The organism is Mesorhizobium sp. WSM3626 (assembly GCF_000513935.1).
Classification (GTDB): Bacteria; Pseudomonadota; Alphaproteobacteria; order Rhizobiales; family Rhizobiaceae; genus Mesorhizobium; species Mesorhizobium salmacidum.
On record NZ_AZUY01000036.1, the window covers coordinates 28,229 to 47,524 of the forward strand.

Sequence of the window (19,296 nt, forward strand, 5' to 3'; positions counted from 1 at the left end):
GATTTACCGTTCGATCGTGCCGGTGCGGCGGATCTTCTTCTGCAGCAGAAGAATGCCGTAGAGCAGGGCTTCGGCGCTCGGCGGGCAGCCGGGCACATAGATGTCGACCGGCACGACCCGGTCGCAGCCGCGCACCACCGAATAGGAATAGTGGTAGTAGCCGCCGCCATTGGCGCAGGAGCCCATCGAGATGACGTAGCGCGGCTCCGGCATCTGGTCGTAGACCTTGCGCAACGCCGGCGCCATCTTGTTGGTCAGCGTGCCGGCCACGATCATGATGTCGGACTGGCGCGGAGACGCGCGCGGCGCGACACCGAAGCGCTCCGAATCGTAGCGCGGCATCGAGGTGTGGATCATCTCGACCGCGCAGCACGCCAGACCGAAGGTCATGAACATCAGCGAACCGCTGCGCGCCCAGGTGATCAGCGCCTCGGTCGAGGTGACCAGAAAACCCTTGTCGGCAAGCTCGTTGTTGATTTCGAGGAAGAAGGGATCGTCCTCCCCCACCGGCTTGCCGGTGTTGGGATCGATGATACCCTTGGGCTTCGGCGCGACGAGGGTGCCTGAACTGTCGTTCAATCCCATTCCAGCGCTCCTTTTTTCCATTCATAGGCAAAGCCGATGGTCAGCACTGCCAAAAACACCATCATTGACCAGAAACCGAGCATGCCAATCTTCGAGAAGGACACCGCCCAGGGGAAGAGGAAGGCTACTTCCAGGTCGAAGATGATGAACAGGATCGACACCAGGTAGAAGCGGATGTCGAATTTCATGCGGGCATCGTCGAACGAGTTGAATCCGCATTCATAGGCGGACAGCTTCTCGGGATCCGGGTTGCGGTAGGCTACCAGGAAGGGCGCGGCCAGCAGCGCCAGACCGACCACCAGCGCCACGCCGATAAACAGGACGATGGGCAGGTACGAACTGAGGAGTGCGTTCATGCAGCGGCTTTCCGTTGGCGCCAATCCACGTTGATTACAGCACCGGACCTTAATGCGGAAGCGTGACAGTTTAACCGCTGAACCGTTTTAAGGAGCCTATGCTGCAACGCGGCGAGGGTTAGCGCAGCACTTCCAGCGAAGCAAGTCAAACCTTGTTCAAAACACCGAGCTGGACGGCAATCCGGGAGAAACTGGTCCCATACGCTCCTGTTTGATTTCCTTCGCCATTTACTCCACTTTTCTCTCCTGACAGGGTTGCCGCCAAAACCCTGCTAGCATGGGCTGGAATCACGCCTCGCAACGACGCCAGACAGGTCCATCAGGGACGCATCCGCATGAAGGAAAAGATCTCGCTTGCCGCCGCCCGGCGCATCGCGCTCGCCGCTCAAGGGTTTCTCGATCCCCGCCCCGCCGGTACGCCCGACCGCCGCCACTTCGCCCGCGTTCTGTCCCGCACCGGCCTGCTGCAGATCGATTCCGTCAGTGCGGTGGTTCGCGCCCATTACATGCCGCTCTATTCGCGTCTTGGCCCCTATCCCCTCGCTTTGCTCGACAACGCCGCCGTGACCCGCAAGCGCTCGGTCTTCGAATATTGGGCGCATGAGGCCTCGTTCCTGCCGGTCGAGACCTACCCGCTGATGCGCTGGCGCATGCGGCGCGCCGAGCAAGGCGATGAAATGTATCTGGGGCTGGCCAAATGGGGCCGTGAGCACGCCGCCTATATAGAAGAGATCTACCGCGAGGTCGTCGCACGCGGCCCGGTCGCCGCTTCGGCGCTGGAGGGCCAGAAAGGCTCCGGCGGCTGGTGGGGCTGGAGCCACGCCAAGCACGCCTTCGAATGGCTGTTCTGGGCCGGGCGCATCACCACGGCGCACCGGCGCGGCTTCGAGCGCTTCTACGACCTGCCGGAGCGGGTGCTGCCGCAGGCGATCCTCGATATGCCGGTGCCCGCAACTGAAGACGCGCATCGTGAATTGCTGCGCATCTCCGCCCGCGCCCACGGCATCGCGACATCAGGCGACCTGCGCGATTATTTTCGACTCTCCCCCGCCGACATGAAAGGCCGGCTGGAGGAACTGGTCGAACTCGGCGAACTACTACCTGTTCGCGTCGAGGGATGGGACAAGCCGGCTTACCTCTATAGGGACGCGCGTTTGCCACGCAAGATCGAAGCCCGCGCCCTGCTGGCGCCGTTCGATCCGGTCGTTTTCGAGCGCTCGCGCTCAGAGCGGCTGTTCAATTTTCACTACCGGATCGAGATCTACACCCCGGCCGATAAGCGCCAATACGGCTATTACGTCCTGCCCTTCCTGCTCGGCGACAGCATCGTGGCGCGCGTCGACCTCAAGGCAGACCGGCCGGCAAGTGTCCTGCGTGTCCATGCCGCTTACGCCGAGGCCTGCGCACCGCCCGGAACCGCCGCTCAGCTCTTCGAGGAATTGAAGCAAATGCAGGGCTGGCTTGGCCTCGAACGCATCGAAGTGACGCCTGCCGGCGACCTGGGCCCGGCGCTGTCCGACATCGCGGTGTCGTAAGCCCGCGTTGACACCGCTGCCCGCAAGAGCCTAAATCGGATCCAGACGGTCTCCTCTCGGCAAAGGGAGGAGCCAAGAGGGAATGCGGTGCGGGATTGAAAAATCCCAAATCCGCGGCTGTCCCCGCAACTGTGAGCGAAGAGCCAAGGCCGAAAGCCACTGGGATTGTCCCGGGAAGGCGGCTACCCAAGGCGATGACCCGCGAGCCAGGAGACCTGCCGTCTGGAATGCAAGTATCCGATCGCCCGGCGGGTTTTCCGGGCAAGGAGCCTGATTTGGATCGCGACAGCAGTTTTTCGGCTGAAACAACGGACATTTCGTCCGGCGGGGATGATTCCCTGGCCAGCATCACTGTCATCGTCTGCGCCTCCTGTCGCGACGAGACCGGCTCCGACGCCCATCCCCGGGCCGGCGAACTTTTGGCCGAAGATACGCGCCAAGCCGCCTCGGGCGACAACATCCGCATCCGCACCGTCGAATGCCTCGGCAATTGCAAACGCCGACTGAGTGCCGCGATCCTGCGTGACGGCTGCTGGAGCTATGTATTCGGCGATCTGACCACGACCAGCGGCGCCGATCTCGTCACCGGCGCGAAACTCTTCGCCACCTCCAGCGACGGCCTCATTCCCTGGCGGGGCCGGCCCGACAGCCTCAAGCGCGGCCTCGTTGCCCGCATCCCTCCCCTCGACATACTGAAAGACTTGATATGACCGCATCCGTTTCCCGCGTTCCCTGCACCGTCGTCACCGGTTTCCTCGGCGCCGGCAAGACGACTCTTGTCCGCCATCTCCTGGAAAACGCCGGCGGCAAGCGTATCGCGATCATTGTCAACGAGTTCGGTGACATCGGCATCGACGGCGAAATCCTCAAGGGCTGCGGTATCGACACCTGCCCAGAGGAAAACATCGTCGAGCTGGCCAATGGCTGCATCTGCTGCACCGTCGCCGACGATTTCGTGCCGGCGCTCGACCAGATCCTGTCGCTGATGCCGAAGGTCGACCATATCCTGATCGAAACCTCGGGCCTCGCCTTGCCCAAGCCGCTGGTCCAGGCCTTCCAGTGGCCGACGGTGAAGAGCCGGGTGACCGTCGATGGCGTCATCGCCGTGGTCGATGGTCCCGCACTTGCCGAAGGTCGCGTCGCCAACGACATGGACGCCCTGCAGGCGCAGCGCGCCGGGGATGAAAGCCTCGACCATGATGATCCGGTCGAGGAGGTGTTCGAGGACCAGATCGCCTGCGCCGATCTGATCATCCTGTCGAAGAGCGACCTGATGGACGCCGCCGGTTCGGCCCGCGCCAACGCCATCGTCAACGAACACTCCGCACGCGCCGTGAAGATCGTGCCGACGTCTCACGGCAAGGTCGATCCCTCGGTGCTGCTCGGGCTTGGTCTCGCCGTCGAGGACGACATCGAGAATCGCAAATCCCATCATGACGGCGCATTCGACCACGAGCATGATGACTTCGACACGTTCATCGTCGACATCCCCTCGATCGCCAATCCGGACGAACTGGCAAGACGCGTCGCCGCCGCCGCCGAACAGGAAAACGTGCTGCGGGTGAAAGGCTTCGTCGAGGTTGGTGGCAAGCCGATGCGGCTCCTGCTGCAGGCCGTCGGCCCGCGCGTCAATCATTACTACGACCGCGCCTGGACCGCCGGGGACGACCGCCGCTCGCGCCTAGTCGTCATCGGCCTCAAGGGGCTGAACCGTCCGGCGATCGAACGTATCCTCGCCGGCTGATTTCAGGCACGGGCCGCGATGCACATCCTCACCACGACCTCCGCCTCGCTCGACGACCTCGCCGAGCCTGTCGATCTCCGGCAGGCGCCGGCGGATATCGTGGCCCTGTCCTTCACCGACAGCGATCTCGCCGGGCTGGCGGCGGCATGGAAGGCCGACGCCGATCGCTTGCCGTCGATGCGGCTCGCCGCACTGCGCGACCTGCGCCATCCCATGTCCGTCGATCTCTGGATCGACAGCGTCGCCCGCCATGCCAAGGTCATCATGGTGCGCATCCTCGGCGGCTACGACTGGTGGCGCTATGGCTGCGACCAGCTCGCGGCAATCGCCCGCGAGCGCGGCATAAGACTGGCGCTGCTTCCGGGTGAAAGCCATGACGAGGATCTCAGGCTGGTCGAAGCCTCGACGCTGCCGCGCGCCGAACTCGGCGGCCTGCTCGGCTATTTCCGCGAGGGCGGCCCGGCCAATATGAGCGCCCTGGTGCACAGGCTGGCAGGCCTGGCTGGACAGGATATGCCCGTCGCCAGTCCGGTCAGCGTGCCGAAGGCTGGTTACTATCAATCTGGATTGGGGGTCGCAGAACAGCCGGACCTTTCAAATGCCAGCGCTCCCATCATCCCGATTCTCTTCTACCGATCGATGCTGCTTGCAGCCGATGTCGCCCCGATCGATGCGCTGGCCGAGGCTTTGCACTCCCAGGGACTGGCACCGGTCCCGATCTTCGTTTCCAGTCTCAAGGATCCGGTGTCCCTGGCGTTCGTCGAAAATGCCATCGCATCGCTGAAACCCGCCGCCATCATCACCGCGACCGCTTTCGCTTCTGGCGCCGAGCCCGGCGTGGCAACCCTGTTCGACCGCGCCGGCGTGCCTGTCTTCCAGGTCATCGTCGCCACCACGCGCCGCGACGTGTGGGAAAACAATCAGCGCGGACTGGCGCCCGCCGACCTTGCCATGCATGTCGTGCTGCCCGAACTCGATGGCCGCATCCTTGCCGGCGCCATCTCTTTCAAGGGCGAGAGCGATGTCGACCCGGCGCTGGGCCACCGCGCCTTGGCCAACCGGCCGGAACTGGATCGTGTTGAGCAAGTGGCTAGGCGCGTCGCGGCCTTCATCCGTTTGCAGCAGACCCCGCGCGCCGAACGCAAGCTGGCGATCCTCATTCCCGATTATCCCAGTGCTCCCGGCCGCACCGGCTATGCGGTCGGGCTGGATGTGCCGTCCAGCGTGCTGGCCATGCTGCGGGACTTGAGCGAACAGGGCTATGCCGTTGAAGGGATTCCACAAACGCCGCGTGAATTGCTGGATTTGGTGGAACGCGGTGACAATGGGCTGAGGCTGGACGACTATCACTCGTTTTCGACGGAGTTGCCAGGAGCGGCAATGGCCGCAGTTGAGGCTGCTTGGGGCAGAGCGGAAAGCGTGACAGGTCGTCGCGAGGCGCCCCCCTCTGTCCTGCCGGACATCTCCCCCTCAAGGGGGGAGATCGAGCCCTCATCACCGTTTTCGCCAATGCCCACTGTCGCTGAGGCGAGCGGAGCGCCGAAGCTGCCAATCTCCCCCCTAGAGGGGGAGATGTCCGGCAGGACAGAGGGGGGCGCCTCGCGAAGACCTTCGCTATCAGGCAAAAAACACTTCGCCTTTCGCGCCGCGCATTTTGGCAACATCACCGTCGCACTCGCCCCCGACCGCGGCCGTTCCGCGGACCGCCGCGCCGACTACCACGACCCGACACTGCCTCCGCGCCACGCTTTGATCGCGTTCGGCCTGTGGCTGCGCAAATCGCTCGGCGTCCACGCTCTCATCCATATCGGCGCACACGGCACGCTGGAATGGCTGCCCGGCAAGACGGTCGCGCTGTCTCAAACCTGCTTTCCCGAGATCGTCACCGGCTCCCTGCCCGTCATCTATCCCTTCATCGTCTCCAACCCCGGCGAAGCGGCACAGGCCAAACGGCGCATTGCCGCGGTCACGCTTGGTCATCTGCCGCCGCCGCTGACAGGCGCCGGACTGGACGAGAACCAGCAACGGCTCGAACGGCTGGTCGACGAATACGCCCAGGCCGACGGCCTCGACCGCCGTCGTCGTGACCGGCTGGCGAAACTGATTGTCGAAACCGCGCAAAAGACCGGCCTCGCCTCCGAGGCCGGCGTCGCCGAGACCGATGCGCCCGACGAAGCGCTGCGCCGCATCGACGCCTGGCTCTGCGATCTTAAGGATTTTGCCATCAAGGACGGGCTGCATATCTATGGTCGCGTCCCAGACGACGAGCCCGATCCCATGCGCAGGCAAAGCGCGGAAGCCGAGAAGGCCGCGCTGCTCGCCGCGCTCGATGGCCGTCACGTCAAGGCGGGCCCGTCCGGCGCGCCCGCGCGCGGGCGCTCCGATGTCTTGCCCACCGGCCGCAATCTGTTCACATCGGACCCGCGCACCATGCCGACCCCGACCGCCTATGATCTCGGCAAGGCGGCGGCGGAAGAAGTGGTGCGCGCCTACATGCAATCGCATGGCGATTGGCCGCGCTCGCTGGTGACAGACCTCTGGGGCTCGGCCTCGCTGCGCACCGGCGGCGAGGAGATCGCGCAGGGCCTTGCGTTGATGGGCTGCCGGCCGCAATGGGACGCCGCGACCGGCCGCATCACCGGCATCGAGGTGTTGCCGCCGGCGACGCTCGGCCGCCCGCGCGTCGACGTCACCTGGCGCATATCAGGCCTGTTCCGCGACATGTTCCCGACCCAGATCGCACTGATCGACGCCGCCGCCAACGCCGTTGCCGCGCGCGACGAAGAGGATGCGGAAAACCCTCTGGCGGCCAGGACCCGCGCCGACGGCAAGGTCAGCCCGCGCATCTTCGGCACCTCGCCCGGCACTTACGGCGCCGGCGTCGAAGAGATTTTGTCCAGCGGCGACTGGGCGGCGCGCGAAGAAATCGGCCGCGCCTATCTCGACGCCACCTCGCATGCCTATGGCGGCGCCGGCGGCGAAGGGGTCTCGGCACCCGGAGCGTTTGAAGGCCGCATCGCCGAAGCCGATCTTCTGGTCCATACCGGCGACGACCCCGGCCGCGACATTCTCGAAGGTTCCGCCGACGTCGCCTTCATCGGCGGCTTTTCGGCCGCCTTGGCCACACTCGGCAGGAACGCCGACGTCATCGTGCTCGACACCACGGACCCGCAGAAGCCGAAACCGCGATCGGTTGGCGAAGCGGTGTCGCGCGTAGTGCGTGCCCGTGCCGTCAACGCCCGCTTCATATCTGGGCAGATGCGCCACGGTCCGCGCGGCGCCTCCGAATTCGCCGAAACCGTCGACCGGCTGGTCGGCTTCGCCGAGACCACCCACGCCATTTCAGGCGCGTTGATCGAGGCCGTGCACGATGCCTACCTCGGTGACGCCGAGGTTCGTGCCTTCATCCTGCGCGAAAATCCCGCCGCCGCCAAAGTCATCGCCGAGCGCTTCCTGTCGGCGCGCCGGCGCGGCCTCTGGCATCCCTTGCGCAATTCCATCGACGACGATCTCGCCGCACTGATCGCCGAGGCCAACGCGCTCGGGGTCGCGGCATGAACGCCTTCTCGCGCCGTGGCTCCTGCCCTGCTTTGTCGACACCGATGCAGACAGGCGACGGCCTGCTGGTGCGGCTCAACCCGGTCGCCGGAGGCCTCCCGCCGAAGCTCTTGATCGCGTTGGCCGAATCCGCTGTGCGGCACGGCAACGGCATCATGGAAGTAACGGCGCGCGGCAGCCTGCAGATACGCGGCCTGACAATGGAAAGCGCTGCGTTGCTGGCAGCGGAGGTCGATGCGCTGGGCATCGCGGTGCGCACCGGCGTCCCGGTCGAGACCGGCCCGCTGGCCGGCATTGACCCGCGGGAGATCGCCGATCCGAGGCCGATGGCTGAGCGCATCCGGGTGGCCGTTGAGGAAGCCGGGCTGGCAAAAAGGCTGGGGCTCAAGGTTGCGGTGGTCGTCGACGGCGGCGGGCAACTGACGCTGGATGCGGTGACGGCCGATGTCAGGTTGAAGGCGGTGCGGGCTGATGCTGGCGGCCGTTGGCTTGTGTCCGTCGCGGGTGATGGGCAGACCGCCAAGCCGCTCGCTGTGGCGGATGAAGATGCGGCGCGCGACATTGCTGTCGCGGCGCTGCGGATGGTTGCCGAGAAAGGCCGCGAGGCGCACACGCGGGATTTGTCGAGGCGGCAGTTGGAGTCTCTTGCAAGCTGGCACTCTACGGCGCCCCCCTCTGTCCTGCCGGACATCTCCCCCTCTAGGGGGGAGATTGCGCTGTTATCGCTGTCTTCGCCAATTCTTGACGTTGAAACGGAAGTGCTAGGGGCAAAGCTGCCGATCTCCCCCCTTGAGGGGGAGATGTCCGGCAGGACAGAGGGGGGCGCCGTAGAGCGCAGCCGCCTACCGGTTGGCATCTTCGACGTGAACAACGGCCACGCCCTCGGCATCGGCCTCCCCTACGGCAGCATGCCAGCTGAAAAAATCATCGGCCTCGTGCAAAAAGCTCTCGCCCTCGGCACCACCGAAATCCGCCTCGCACCGGGCCGCGCCCTGCTGTTCCTCGGCCAGCCGGCGGACGCCAAACAATCCCTTCATGACACCGCCGCCACCCTCGGCTTCGTCACCTCCCCAGCCGACCCGCGCACGCGCATCGCGGCCTGCCCCGGCACGCCGGCCTGCGCGTCCGGCCGGATCGCGGCCCGCGACATCGCCGAGACGATTGCCGCCGAGAACGCCGACATCCTCGACTTTACCCTGCACGTTTCCGGCTGCGCCAAGGGCTGCGCACATCCCGGCCCAGCAGCACTAACAATTGTCGGCGGTGAAAATGGAGCCGGACTTGTCGTGAACGCGACGGCAAAGGCCCTTCCTGCCGGCTACAGGCCGGGCTATGACGCCGCGCGCGGCATCAGCCGCGTCGCGGCGATGATCCGCAGCGCACGATTTCAAGGCGAAACCGCCGCCGCTTGCCTGACAAGGCTAAGACCGGCCGGCATCGCCGAGACCTACAAACAGGAATGAGCATGGCCGCCTACGACTATATCCACGACGGCACCGCGATTTACGAGCGCTCCTTCGCCATTATTCGCGCCGAGGCTGATCTGTCGCGCTTCTCCGAAGCCGAGGCCGATGTCGCCATCCGCATGATCCATGCCTGCGGCCAGGTCGAGGCAGCAAGTCGTTTCGTTTTCTCCCGCGATTTCGTCACCGCCGCCCGCACCGCTCTGGCCGCCGGCGCGCCGATCTTCTGCGACGCGGAAATGGTCTCGCATGGCGTCACCCGTGCCCGGCTGCCGGCCGGCAATGAGGTGATCTGCACCTTGCGCGACCAGCGCACGCACGACATCGCCAGGGAGATCGGCAATACCCGCTCGGCCGCCGCGATCGACCTTTGGGGCGAGCGCATGGCCGGTTCGGTCGTCGCCATCGGCAATGCGCCGACCGCACTCTTCTACCTGCTGGAAAAGCTGCGCGATGGCGCGCCTAAGCCAGCCGCCATTATCGGCATGCCGGTCGGTTTTGTCGGTGCTGCCGAATCCAAGGATGCGCTTGCCGACAATTCCTATGGCGTGCCCTACGCCATCGTGCGCGGCAGGCTTGGCGGCAGCGCCATGACCGCCGCAGCGCTCAATTCACTGGCGAGGCCGGGCCTGTGAACGCGCTCCCCAAAGGCCGCCTCGTCGGCGTCGGCACCGGTCCCGGCGACCCCGAATTGCTGACGCTGAAGGCCGCACGGACCTTGGCCGAGGCTGATGTCGTGGCTTATTTCGCCAAACGCGGCAACAACAGCAATGCGCGCGCCATCGTCGAGGCGCGCTTCCGGCCCGACATGCTGGAACTGCCGCTGCTCTATCCCGTGACCACCGAGATCGACAAGGATCACGACGATTACCGCTCGCAGATATCAGGTTTCTACGAGGAGTCGGCCGACAGGGTCGCCGAGCACCTCGACGCCGGCAAAATGGTTGCCGTGCTCTCCGAAGGCGACCCGCTGTTCTACGGCTCCTACATGCACCTGCATGTGCGCCTTGCCCATCGCTACCCGACCGAGGTCATTCCCGGCATCACCGCCATGTCCGGCTGCTGGTCGCAGACCGGCGTGCCGATCGTCCAGGGCGACGACGTGCTGACCGTGCTGCCTGGCACGATGAGCGAATTCGACCTGACGCGCCGCCTTGCCGACACCGATGCCGCCGTCATCATGAAGGTCGGCCGCAACTTGCCTAAGATCAAGCGCGCCCTGGAGGCGACCGGCAAGCTGACGCGTGCCGTCTACGTCGAGCGCGGCACCATGGCCGGCAGCGTCTCGATGAAGCTTGTCGACAAGCCGGACGACAACGCGCCCTATTTCGCCATCGTGCTGGTTGCCGGCTGGTCCGGTCGGCCCGGCGTGGCTGGAGCGCAGGCATGAGCGGCCGTCTCACCGTCATCGGCCTCGGGCCCGGCAATGCCGACCAGGTCACCCCGCAAGCCAGCCGCGCTATCGCGGAGGCAAAATTCTTCTATGGCTACAAGCCCTATCTCGACAGGCTCGACCTGCGACCGGACCAGACCCGCGTCGCTTCCGACAATCGTGAGGAACTCGCCCGCTCCAAGGAGGCCCTGACCAAGGCCGCCGAGGGCCACGACGTCGCCGTGGTATCCGGTGGCGATCCCGGCGTGTTCGCCATGGCCGCGGCGGTCTGTGAGGCGATCGAAGCCGGTCCGGCCGAATGGCGTGCGGTCGATGTCACAGTCGTGCCTGGCGTCACCGCCATGCTGGCGGTCGCCGCCCGCATCGGCGCGCCGCTTGGCCACGACTTCTGCGCCATCTCGCTATCCGACAATCTGAAGCCTTGGGATCTGATCGAACTGCGCCTGCTGGCGGCGGCCGGCGCCGGCTTCGTCATCGCGCTCTACAACCCGATCAGCAAGGCGCGTCCCTGGCAACTTGGCCGCGCCTTCGAATGCCTGACCGCCATCCTGCCCGGCACGACGCCGGTGATCTTCGGCCGCGCCGCCGGCCGTCCGGACGAGCGCATCGAGGTCTATCTGCTGGCCGATGTCGACGCAGAAAAGGCCGACATGGCGACCTGCATCATCATCGGCTCGCCGGAGACCCGGATCATCAAGCGCGGCGACAAGCCGGCGCTGGTCTACACGCCGCGCTCGGCATCGGGCTCCACAAAATGAGGCACCATCGCGGCCAGCGCTTCGACGGTTTCAGCCGAAGGCACGTCCGGCAGATCGGGCCTGCGCACCATGACCACCTCGATGCCAAGCGCCCTCGCGGCGGCGATCTTGCCATAGGTGGCCGCGCCACCGCTGTTCTTCGATACCACGACATCGATCCGATGCTTTTCGAGCAGCACGCGCTCGTCGGTCTCGCCAAACGGCCCGCGCGCCAACAGGTACGCGGCATCGGCAACCGCCAGCTTCGGCTCGACCGGATCGACGCTGCGGATGAGATAATGGTGCTTGGGCGCTGCCTCGAAGGCGACGACCTCCTGGCGGCCCAGCGCCAGAAACACACGGCGCGGCGCATCGCCAAGCGCCCGCGCGGCCTCGGCAACGCTGTCGACCTCAAGCCAGCGGTCGCCTTGGCCGGCCTCCCACCCGGGGCGCCGCAGGGCAAGGATCGGCACGCCGCTCTTGCGCGCGGCCATCGCCGCATTGGCGGAGATTCGCGCCGCGTAGGGATGCGTGGCATCGATCAGCAGACCAGTGCCTGTAACGCTGAGATACGCAGCCAGACCATCGACGCCGCCGAATCCTCCGCTTCGCACGGGCACACCCTGCGCGACCGGGCTTTGCGTGCGGCCGGCCAGCGAAAGCGTGACCGAGCAATCGGCGCGCGCCGCCAGTTCTCCGGCCAGTTGCCGGGCTTCGGTGGTACCGCCAAGGATCAGAATGCGGTGGGTCATCATGCCTGCTGAGGGTCCGCGCGGCGCCAAGCTCAACTCAAGATGGCTCACCATCGTCGGCATCGGCGAGGACGGTTTAGCGGGTCTCGGCGACGAGGCCAAGCGGCGGATCGCCGAGGCGGAGTTCATCTTCGGTGGCAAGCGGCACCTGGCGCTCGTCGCTTCCTTTGCCAGGGGCAAGCAGCGACCCTGGCCGGTTCCGTTCGATGCCGGAATGGCCGAGGTCTTGGCGCTTGCCGGCGGAAACGTCTGCGTGCTCGCCTCCGGCGACCCGTTCTTCCACGGGGTCGGCGCCACCCTCGCCCGCAAGGTCAACCCGCGCGAGATGTATGTCATTCCAGCGCCGTCAGCCATTTCGCTGGCAGCCGCCCGTCTTGGCTGGGCGCTGCAGGACATCGAGATCATCTCACTGCATGGCCGGCCGATCGATCTGATTCGCCCGCTGCTGCAGCCCAACGCGCGCATTCTGGCGCTGACATCGGATGGCGATGCACCTGCTGCAATTGGGCGCCTGCTCACCGAACTGGACTTCGGCACTTCGCGGTTGACGGTCCTGGAAGCGTTAGGCGGGCCGGAGGAGACATTGCGTTCGGTTCGTGCCGACGCCTTCGACCTCGAAAACATCAATCCACTCAACGTGCTGGCCATCGAAATTGATTCGGCTCCGCAAGCCCGCGTCCTGCCGCTCACATCAGGCCTTGCCGACCATCTGTTCGAGCATGACGGCCAGATCACCAAGCGTGAAATCCGCGCCGTCACCCTGTCGGCGCTGGCGCCGAGGCGCGGCGAATTGCTGTGGGATGTCGGCGCCGGTTCAGGCTCGATTGGCATCGAATGGATGCTCGCCCACCCTTCGATGCGCGCCGTCGCCATCGAGGCCGATCCGGCCCGCGCCGCCCGCATCGGCCATAACGCCGTTGCCTGTGGCGTTCCCGGCCTTGTCATTGTGGAAGGCAGCGCGCCCAAGGCACTGGCCAGGCTGGAGATGCCCGATGCCGTCTTCATCGGCGGCGGCGGCAGCGACGCCGGCATGTTGACCGCCGCCATCAAGGCCCTGCGCGCCGGTGGCCGTCTTGTCGCCAACGCGGTGACGCTGGAAATGGAAGCCCTGCTTCTCGCCCAGCACACAAAGCGCGGCGGCGATCTCACCCGCATCGCCATCTCCCGCGCTTCGCCGGTCGGCTCCATGCAGGCATGGCGGCCGGCCATGCCTGTCACGCAATGGAGCTGGGTAAAGCCATGATGGTCGCGGGCATCGGCAGCCGCAAAGGCGTCACCGTCGAAGACGTGCTCGCGGCGATAGAAACCGCTCTGGAAGCACACGGATTAGCGATGACGGCTCTTTCGGCATTGGCCACCGCGGCGCTCAAGAAGGATGAAGACGCGATCGCCGCCGCCGGTCGCAAGCTGAACCTTCCCGTCATCATCGTCGATAACGCAGCCCTTCAGGCCGCCTCGCCGCGGACGCTCAGCAACTCCAGCCTCTCGCGGGACCTGGCCGGCACCCCATCGGTCTCGGAAGCCTCCGCCCTTGCCGTCGCCGGCAAAGGCGCCAGCCTGCTTGGTCCACGCACCGTGCTCGGCGCGGTCACCTGCGCCATCGCCATCAGCGGAGACGCGCCATGACCGTCCATTTCATCGGCGCCGGGCCAGGTGCGGCCGACCTCATCACGCTGCGTGGCGCAAGGCTCCTAGCGAGTTGCCCGGTCTGCCTCCATGCCGGGTCGATCGTCGCGCCGGAATTGCTGCAGCATTGCGCGCCGGGAACAAAATTGATCGACACCGCGCCGATGTCGCTGGACGAGATCGAGGCTGAATATGTGGCGGCCCACAAGGCCGGCCATGACGTTGCCCGCCTGCACTCCGGCGACCTGTCGGTGTGGAGCGCTGTCGCCGAGCAGATCCGCCGGCTGGAAAAGCATGGCATTCCCTACACGCTGACCCCCGGCGTTCCTTCCTTCGCCGCCGCCGCAGCAGCAATTCGCCGCGAGCTGACCATTCCCGAAGTCGCGCAAAGCCTGGTGCTGACCCGCGTTTCAGGGCGTGCGTCGAAAATGCCGCCCGGCGAAACGCTGGCCGGTTTCGGCCGCACCGGCGCCACCCTGGCCATTCACCTTGCCATCCACGCCATCGACCGCGTCGTCGCCGAACTGACGCCGCACTATGGCGGCGATTGCCCGGTCGCGATCGTCTTCCGCGCCTCCTGGCCGGATGAGCGGGTGCTGACCGGCACGTTGGAGACCATCGAGGCGCTACTGGCCGCCGATCCGATGGAGCGCACGGCGCTCATCTTCGTCGGCCGCTCGCTGGCGGCGGAAGGCTTTGGCGAGAGTTCATTATACGACGCCCATTATCAGCGGCGTTTTCGCGGACGGGACGGATTGTGAGCGGCAGCACCAGCAACAAAGGCGAAAACGCCACGCTCGAACAGGCGCTCGCGCGGCTGAACTTCAAGCCGCGTCCGCTTGAGCCGGGCCATGTCTGGCTGGCCGGCGCCGGCCCCGGTGACCCTGGCTGCCTGACCCTGGAAGTGCTGGCGGCGTTGGCCGAAGCGGATGCGCTGGTCTACGACGCGCTGGTTTCGCCAGATGTCGTGGCAGTGGCCGGTAACGCCGAGCTTTTCTTTGCCGGAAAACGCGGCGGCCAGCCCTCGATGAAGCAGGACGACATCACCGCTTTGCTGGTGCGGCTGGCGCGTGAAGGCCGCCGCGTCGTCAGGCTGAAGGGCGGCGATCCCTATATTTTCGGCCGTGGCGGCGAAGAGGCGCTGGCGCTGGCGCGCGAAAACATCCCGTTCCGTGTGCTGCCGGGCCTGACATCTGGCCTCAGCGCATTGGCCGCCACCGGCATCCCGGCCACCATGCGCGGCATCAACAAGGCTATCATTCTGGCGACCGGCCATGCCGCCGGCACCGATGACGACATCGACTGGGCGGCGATCGCCCGCACCGGCCAGCCTGTGGTCGTCTATATGGGCATGGCCAACCTGCCGCTGATAGCAGCCGCCCTGCTCGACGGCGGACTGGCGCCATCGACGCCGGCGGCCGTGATTGTCGCCGCGACGACACCGCAGGAGCGAACCGTCGTCGCCACGCTCGCCACCATTGCCGAGAAAGCGGCGGCTGCCGGGCTCGCCTCACCGGCACTGATCGTCGTCGGCGGCATCGTCGCGATGCGCGCGGCACTGGCAGCGCAAGCATGACGGCGCGCGCGATTATCATCGGCGCGCCGCGCTCCGGCTCGGGCAAGACCAGCGTCACCATCGGCATTCTGCGCGCGCTCACCCGGCGCGGCCTGAAGGTGCGCGGCGCCAAATCCGGCCCGGACTATATCGACCCCGGCTTCCACACCGCCGCCACCGGCCTGACCGGTGTCAATCTCGACAGCTGGGCGATGTCGCCGTCGCTGCTCAATGCGCTCGCGGCACAGGCAGCCGATGATACCGACTTCGTCATCCTCGAAAGCGCCATGGGCCTGTTCGACGGTATTCCGGCCTCGCCGGGGCGCACCGGTTCGGCCGCCGATCTGGCCCGGCTTTACGGCCTGCCGGTGCTGCTGGTGCTCGACGTGTCCGGCCAGTCGACCACGGCGGCGGCCGTCGCCAAGGGTTTTGCCACCTACGATCCGGATGTGCGGATGGCGGGTGTCGTGCTCAACCGGCTGGGCAGCGAGCGTCACCGGCGGCTGTCCGGCGACGCCATCGAGGCGATCGGCCTGCCCGTCGTCGGCGCCATCTTGCGTGATCCCACGTTGAACCTGCCCGAACGCCATCTCGGCCTCGTCCAGGCCGGCGAATATGACGATCTGATGGCGCATCTCGACCGGCTGGCCGACATGGCGGAGAAGTCGCTCGACCTGGACGCGGTCATGGCGCTGGCAACCCCCCTCGCCCCGGCAGTTGGCGACTTCACCGACGCGCTGCGGCCGCCCGGCCAGCGCATCGCACTGGCCGAGGATGCCGCCTTCAGCTTCCTCTACCCGCATGTCGCCGCCTGTTGGCGCAAGGCAGGCGCGGAAATTGTCCCGTTCTCGCCACTCGCCGACGAAGCGCCGGACGAGGATTGCGATGTCTGCTGGCTGCCCGGCGGCTATCCAGAGCTTCACGCCGGCAAGCTGGCCGCCGCCACGAATTTCCATGCGGGAATGGCGCGTTTCGCCGAGAAGAAGCCGATCCATGGTGAGTGCGGTGGCTTCATGGTGCTTGGTGAAGCGCTGGAGGATGCCGGCGGCGAAACGCATCGCATGCTCGGCCTGCTCGGCCATTCCACCAGCTTCGCCAGGCGCAAGATGAATCTCGGCTACCGTGAAGCACGGCTGCGCGCCGACTGTCCGCTGGGGCCGCAAGGCGCACTGATCCGAGGTCACGAATTCCACTATGCGCAGATGACGGCCACCGGCGATGATGAGCCGCTGGCCCACCTCGCCGACGGCCAGGGCAATCCGCTCGGCGCTTCCGGCTACCGGCGTGGCCATGTCAGTGGCACCTTCTTCCACGCCATTGCACGGGCCTAGACCATGAAGCGCCCAAGAATCACCCTGTCGCCTCGGCAAGTCCTCGATGACATCGCCCTTTGCCTGGTCTTCTTCACCCGCCTGCCGCTGCCCGTCTTCGATTTTCGCGGCCGCAGCCTCGCCGCCGCGATCTGGGCCGCCCCCATTGCCGGCCTTGTCGTCGGCTTGATCGGCGCGATCGTCTTTGCCACGGCGGAACGGTTTGGCCTTGCCATAGGACCGTCGGCCGCCCTCGCCCTCGTTGCAACCGTGCTCACCACAGGCTGCCTGCACGAGGATGGGCTGTCCGACGTCGCCGACGGCTTCGGCGGCGGCAAGTCGCGCGGACGCAAGCTCGAGATCATGCGCGACAGCCGCATCGGCGCCTATGGTGCCATGGCGCTGGCGCTATCGCTGCTGATCCGCTGGAGCACGCTTTCGGAACTCACCGATCCCACGCAAGCCCTCTTCGCTCTGGTGGCGGCGCATACCGCTTCGCGCGGTGTGCTCGGCGCCTTTATGCATCTTTTGCCGCCAGCGCGATCCGACGGCCTCTCGGCAGACGCCGGCACCGTCTCACTCGAAATGGCGATAGCCGGCGCCGTGCTTGGCGCGATTCCGCTGCTCCTGCTTGGCGCCGGCGGCGCCATCGCCGCGCTCATCCTGCTTGGCCTGCTGTTTGCTGCCTTTCACGCCCTTTGCCTCAACCAGATCAATGGCCAGACCGGCGACACGGTTGGCGCCTTGCAGCAATTGAGCGAAATCGCGGTGCTTCTCGTCGCTTCCGTAGCTCTTTCCTGATCCCCTTTTGCCTGATTCCCTTCCGGAGACCTTGCCCCCATGCCTTTCAAATCCCTCGATGAACTGCGCGCCGCCTGTCTCGACCTGCCCGCCGGCAGCGAGGCGGCAGCCAATGCCGTTGCCAGCCGCCAGGACACGCTGACCAAACCGCAAGGCAGTCTCGGCAGGCTGGAAACGATCACCGCCTGGCTGGCGCGCTGGCAGGGCCGTGACATGCCGAAGCTCGACCGCGTGAAAGTCTTCGTCTTCGCCGGCAACCACGGCGTCACCGCGCAAGGCGTGTCGGCCTATCCTTCGGAAGTCACCGTGCAAATGGTGGCGAATTTCGCTGGCGGGGGTGCTGCCATCAACCAGCTCGCCCGCATCGCCGGCGCCGAGCTCGACGTCATCCCGCTCGACCTCGATCATCCAACCGGCGATTTCACCCAAGTGCCCGCAATGGATGAGAAACCCTTCCTCACCGCGGTCTCGGCCGGTTACGACGCGGTGACGAAAGATCTGGACCTCGTCTGTTTTGGCGAAATGGGCATCGGCAACACCACGCCGGCCGCCGCCATTTCGGCGGCGCTTTTCGGCGGTGGTGCCGAAAAATGGACCGGGCGCGGCACCGGCGTCGACGATGCCGGACTGAAGCGCAAGGTGGTCGCCATCGAAGCCGGCCTGAAGCGCCACGCCGCTGCCCTTGCCGATCCGCTGGGGGTCGCAGCCAGCCTCGGCGGGCGCGAACTCGCCGCCATCTTCGGCGCCACGCTCTCCGCCCGGCACCTGGGCATACCCGTGCTGCTAGACGGCTTCGTCTGCACCGCCGCCGCCGCGCCGCTGGCAAAGCTGCACCCAACCGGCCTTGCTCATGCGACCGCCGCACATGTCTCCGCCGAATCGGGCCATCGCGGCCTGCTCGAAGCGCTCGCCCTGCCGCCGCTACTCGATCTCGGCATGCGGCTCGGCGAAGGCTCCGGCGCGTGCCTGGCCGTCAACATCGTGCGCTCGGCGCTGGAGTGCCATGCGAGAATGGCGAGTTTTGCCGAGGCTGGCGTGTCGGAGAAGTAATGCGCGGATCGCCTTGATGTACAAACCCTCATAAATTTTCGGAGCCCCAAAACAGGGGGTTCGCGATGTCCTTGCTCGGACTGAGTGAAATTTCGACCGCAAGAAGCGGCCCCGGGCGCCGCTCGGCCTTTCTGCAGGCTCAACGAAGGAGGAATATTAGCAGGAAAGAATATATTAACGACTGTGATGCAGCCTTCCATACGGGGACGGGAAACGCCTCCTCATCGGACGTTCCAACGCGCGCCCTCAAGCGCCAGGACGCTCGACCAATGCGGAGCAAACGCATGAGTGTCGGAGCAGCTCTCGAACTATTGCTGCGGTTGATTCATAGCCGAGCCATGAAGTTGGCGGCGTTGCCGGAGGATGATAGGGATATACATTACGATCTCATCCGCCGCTCATGTTGCGAAGCCGCCGAGCACATCGGGCAAAACCCCGACAAGGCAGCCATCACGGCAAACGACATGGTGGAGTTTGTTCGCGCACTGGTGGGAATCATCGAAGTGGGCTGTGGATCAGACCAAGGGCCAAGCACCGATCGGCCGCCGCCAGCGCGACATTTTGGCAGCCGGGAGAGTGGTATGACACGCGTCTAGAGCATGATGCAGAAAAGTGTGGGTGCTGGCCCAAAATATTTGGACACAATGCGGACACGGACTTCCGCCTGCATCCACGGGGTCCCTCACCTCGTCCAACAAACTGATTTTGTTAGATTTTGGTGGGTGCGCACAGGATTGAACTGTGGACCCGCTGATTAAGAGTCAGCTGCTCTACCAACTGAGCTACGCACCCACTCGGCCGGCAAAAACCGGCGTTGGCGGGCATATAGCC

18 protein-coding genes, 1 tRNA gene, 1 pseudogene and 1 riboswitch are annotated in these 19,296 nt (G+C 65.9%); of the genes and pseudogenes, 16 read left to right on the plus strand and 4 right to left on the minus strand.

The annotated features are described in order from the left end of the window. Positions 1-3 precede the first annotated feature (3 nt). Both M653_RS0122030 and M653_RS0122035 read right to left on the minus strand, forming a co-directional pair. Positions 4-585 (minus strand): NADH-quinone oxidoreductase subunit B, encoded by a 582-nt coding sequence (locus M653_RS0122030; RefSeq protein ID WP_027145296.1) that lies wholly within the window; start codon positions 583-585, stop codon positions 4-6. After that, on the minus strand, positions 576-941 hold the full coding sequence (locus M653_RS0122035; protein ID WP_010910112.1) for an NADH-quinone oxidoreductase subunit A: 366 nt from the start codon (positions 939-941) through the stop codon (positions 576-578). Before M653_RS0122035 ends, M653_RS0122030 begins: the two co-directional genes overlap by 10 nt. A gap of 335 nt (positions 942-1,276) precedes the next feature. Here M653_RS0122035 and M653_RS0122040 point away from each other — a divergent pair, with 335 nt between their 5' ends. The 8 genes and pseudogenes from M653_RS0122040 to M653_RS0122075 all read left to right on the plus strand — a co-directional run bounded on the left by M653_RS0122040 (position 1,277) and on the right by M653_RS0122075 (position 11,392). After that, positions 1,277-2,476, plus strand: coding sequence for a winged helix-turn-helix domain-containing protein (locus M653_RS0122040; RefSeq protein WP_027145297.1), 1,200 nt, complete (start codon positions 1,277-1,279; stop codon positions 2,474-2,476). A 29-nt stretch (positions 2,477-2,505) separates the two neighbouring features. Further along, positions 2,506-2,714: riboswitch (cobalamin riboswitch) on the plus strand. A 37-nt stretch (positions 2,715-2,751) separates the two neighbouring features. After that, positions 2,752-3,186: a DUF1636 family protein gene (locus M653_RS0122045; RefSeq protein WP_027145298.1), complete on the plus strand. Its 435-nt coding sequence runs from the start codon at positions 2,752-2,754 to the stop codon at positions 3,184-3,186. Next, on the plus strand, positions 3,183-4,220 hold the full coding sequence (cobW, locus tag M653_RS0122050; RefSeq protein ID WP_027145299.1) for a cobalamin biosynthesis protein CobW: 1,038 nt from the start codon (positions 3,183-3,185) through the stop codon (positions 4,218-4,220). Before M653_RS0122045 ends, cobW begins: the two co-directional genes overlap by 4 nt. Positions 4,221-4,238: 18 nt before the next feature. Beyond that, positions 4,239-7,778 carry a cobaltochelatase subunit CobN gene (locus M653_RS0122055; RefSeq protein ID WP_027145300.1) on the plus strand — a complete coding sequence of 1,180 codons (3,540 nt, stop codon included), beginning with the start codon at positions 4,239-4,241 and terminating at the stop codon, positions 7,776-7,778. Continuing rightward, a pseudogene (cobG, locus tag M653_RS0122060) lies at positions 7,775-9,320 on the plus strand (precorrin-3B synthase). Before M653_RS0122055 ends, cobG begins: the two are co-directional and overlap by 4 nt. Then, positions 9,244-9,876: a precorrin-8X methylmutase gene (locus M653_RS0122065; RefSeq protein ID WP_027145302.1), complete on the plus strand. Its 633-nt coding sequence runs from the start codon at positions 9,244-9,246 to the stop codon at positions 9,874-9,876. The pseudogene cobG and the gene M653_RS0122065 overlap by 77 nt, the downstream one beginning before the upstream one ends. Then, positions 9,873-10,631: a precorrin-2 C(20)-methyltransferase gene (locus M653_RS0122070; protein ID WP_027145303.1), complete on the plus strand. Its 759-nt coding sequence runs from the start codon at positions 9,873-9,875 to the stop codon at positions 10,629-10,631. The genes M653_RS0122065 and M653_RS0122070 overlap by 4 nt, the downstream gene beginning before the upstream one ends. After that, positions 10,628-11,392, plus strand: coding sequence for a precorrin-3B C(17)-methyltransferase (locus M653_RS0122075; RefSeq protein ID WP_027145304.1), 765 nt, complete (start codon positions 10,628-10,630; stop codon positions 11,390-11,392). The genes M653_RS0122070 and M653_RS0122075 overlap by 4 nt, the downstream gene beginning before the upstream one ends. On the opposite strand, the gene M653_RS0122080 is transcribed toward M653_RS0122075, so the two are convergent. After that, positions 11,356-12,123: a cobalt-precorrin-6A reductase gene (locus M653_RS0122080; protein WP_027145305.1), complete on the minus strand. Its 768-nt coding sequence runs from the start codon at positions 12,121-12,123 to the stop codon at positions 11,356-11,358. The genes M653_RS0122075 and M653_RS0122080 overlap by 37 nt on opposite strands. A 1-nt stretch (position 12,124) precedes the next feature. Between M653_RS0122080 and M653_RS0122085 the strand changes: the two genes are divergently transcribed. From M653_RS0122085 to M653_RS0122120, 8 genes are all read left to right on the plus strand, one after another. Continuing rightward, positions 12,125-13,366 carry a bifunctional cobalt-precorrin-7 (C(5))-methyltransferase/cobalt-precorrin-6B (C(15))-methyltransferase gene (locus tag M653_RS0122085; protein WP_027145306.1) on the plus strand — a complete coding sequence of 414 codons (1,242 nt, stop codon included), beginning with the start codon at positions 12,125-12,127 and terminating at the stop codon, positions 13,364-13,366. Then, positions 13,363-13,749, plus strand: coding sequence for a cobalamin biosynthesis protein (locus M653_RS0122090; protein ID WP_027145307.1), 387 nt, complete (start codon positions 13,363-13,365; stop codon positions 13,747-13,749). The genes M653_RS0122085 and M653_RS0122090 overlap by 4 nt, the downstream gene beginning before the upstream one ends. Further along, complete coding sequence (gene cobM, locus M653_RS0122095) at positions 13,746-14,510, plus strand: precorrin-4 C(11)-methyltransferase (RefSeq protein WP_027145308.1); 765 nt, start codon at positions 13,746-13,748, stop codon at positions 14,508-14,510. The genes M653_RS0122090 and cobM overlap by 4 nt, the downstream gene beginning before the upstream one ends. Then, the gene (gene cobA / locus M653_RS0122100; protein WP_027145309.1) at positions 14,507-15,325 is read left to right on the plus strand and encodes a uroporphyrinogen-III C-methyltransferase; all 819 of its coding nucleotides are present in this window, start codon (positions 14,507-14,509) and stop codon (positions 15,323-15,325) included. Before cobM ends, cobA begins: the two co-directional genes overlap by 4 nt. Beyond that, a complete protein-coding gene (locus tag M653_RS0122105; protein WP_027145310.1) occupies positions 15,322-16,635 on the plus strand; it encodes a cobyrinate a,c-diamide synthase in 1,314 nt (437 codons plus the stop codon). The genes cobA and M653_RS0122105 overlap by 4 nt, the downstream gene beginning before the upstream one ends. Before the next feature lie 3 nt (positions 16,636-16,638). Further along, positions 16,639-17,415 (plus strand): adenosylcobinamide-GDP ribazoletransferase, encoded by a 777-nt coding sequence (gene cobS, locus M653_RS0122110; RefSeq protein ID WP_027145311.1) that lies wholly within the window; start codon positions 16,639-16,641, stop codon positions 17,413-17,415. Between the two features lie 39 nt (positions 17,416-17,454). Beyond that, complete coding sequence (gene cobT / locus M653_RS0122115) at positions 17,455-18,465, plus strand: nicotinate-nucleotide--dimethylbenzimidazole phosphoribosyltransferase (protein ID WP_027145312.1); 1,011 nt, start codon at positions 17,455-17,457, stop codon at positions 18,463-18,465. A 284-nt stretch (positions 18,466-18,749) separates the two neighbouring features. Beyond that, a complete protein-coding gene (locus M653_RS0122120) occupies positions 18,750-19,061 on the plus strand; it encodes a hypothetical protein (RefSeq protein WP_032935780.1) in 312 nt (103 codons plus the stop codon). A 120-nt stretch (positions 19,062-19,181) separates the two neighbouring features. On the opposite strand, the gene M653_RS0122125 is transcribed toward M653_RS0122120, so the two are convergent. Continuing rightward, positions 19,182-19,257, minus strand: a tRNA-Lys gene (locus M653_RS0122125). Positions 19,258-19,296 lie beyond the last annotated feature (39 nt).

What these genes read in the sequence shown, in the direction of transcription:
- M653_RS0122030 (WP_027145296.1), bottom strand. Translation starts at nt 585, where the DNA reads ATGGGATTGAACGACAGTTCAGGCACCCTCGTCGCGCCGAAGCCCAAG.
- M653_RS0122035 (WP_010910112.1), bottom strand. Translation starts at nt 941, where the DNA reads ATGAACGCACTCCTCAGTTCGTACCTGCCCATCGTCCTGTTTATCGGC.
- M653_RS0122040 (WP_027145297.1), top strand. Translation starts at nt 1,277, where the DNA reads ATGAAGGAAAAGATCTCGCTTGCCGCCGCCCGGCGCATCGCGCTCGCC.
- cobW (WP_027145299.1), top strand. Translation starts at nt 3,183, where the DNA reads ATGACCGCATCCGTTTCCCGCGTTCCCTGCACCGTCGTCACCGGTTTC.
- M653_RS0122055 (WP_027145300.1), top strand. Translation starts at nt 4,239, where the DNA reads ATGCACATCCTCACCACGACCTCCGCCTCGCTCGACGACCTCGCCGAG.
- M653_RS0122065 (WP_027145302.1), top strand. Translation starts at nt 9,244, where the DNA reads ATGGCCGCCTACGACTATATCCACGACGGCACCGCGATTTACGAGCGC.
- M653_RS0122075 (WP_027145304.1), top strand. Translation starts at nt 10,628, where the DNA reads ATGAGCGGCCGTCTCACCGTCATCGGCCTCGGGCCCGGCAATGCCGAC.
- M653_RS0122080 (WP_027145305.1), bottom strand. Translation starts at nt 12,123, where the DNA reads ATGACCCACCGCATTCTGATCCTTGGCGGTACCACCGAAGCCCGGCAA.
- M653_RS0122085 (WP_027145306.1), top strand. Translation starts at nt 12,125, where the DNA reads ATGCCTGCTGAGGGTCCGCGCGGCGCCAAGCTCAACTCAAGATGGCTC.
- M653_RS0122090 (WP_027145307.1), top strand. Translation starts at nt 13,363, where the DNA reads ATGATGGTCGCGGGCATCGGCAGCCGCAAAGGCGTCACCGTCGAAGAC.
- cobM (WP_027145308.1), top strand. Translation starts at nt 13,746, where the DNA reads ATGACCGTCCATTTCATCGGCGCCGGGCCAGGTGCGGCCGACCTCATC.
- M653_RS0122105 (WP_027145310.1), top strand. Translation starts at nt 15,322, where the DNA reads ATGACGGCGCGCGCGATTATCATCGGCGCGCCGCGCTCCGGCTCGGGC.
- cobS (WP_027145311.1), top strand. Translation starts at nt 16,639, where the DNA reads ATGAAGCGCCCAAGAATCACCCTGTCGCCTCGGCAAGTCCTCGATGAC.
- cobT (WP_027145312.1), top strand. Translation starts at nt 17,455, where the DNA reads ATGCCTTTCAAATCCCTCGATGAACTGCGCGCCGCCTGTCTCGACCTG.
- M653_RS0122120 (WP_032935780.1), top strand. Translation starts at nt 18,750, where the DNA reads ATGAGTGTCGGAGCAGCTCTCGAACTATTGCTGCGGTTGATTCATAGC.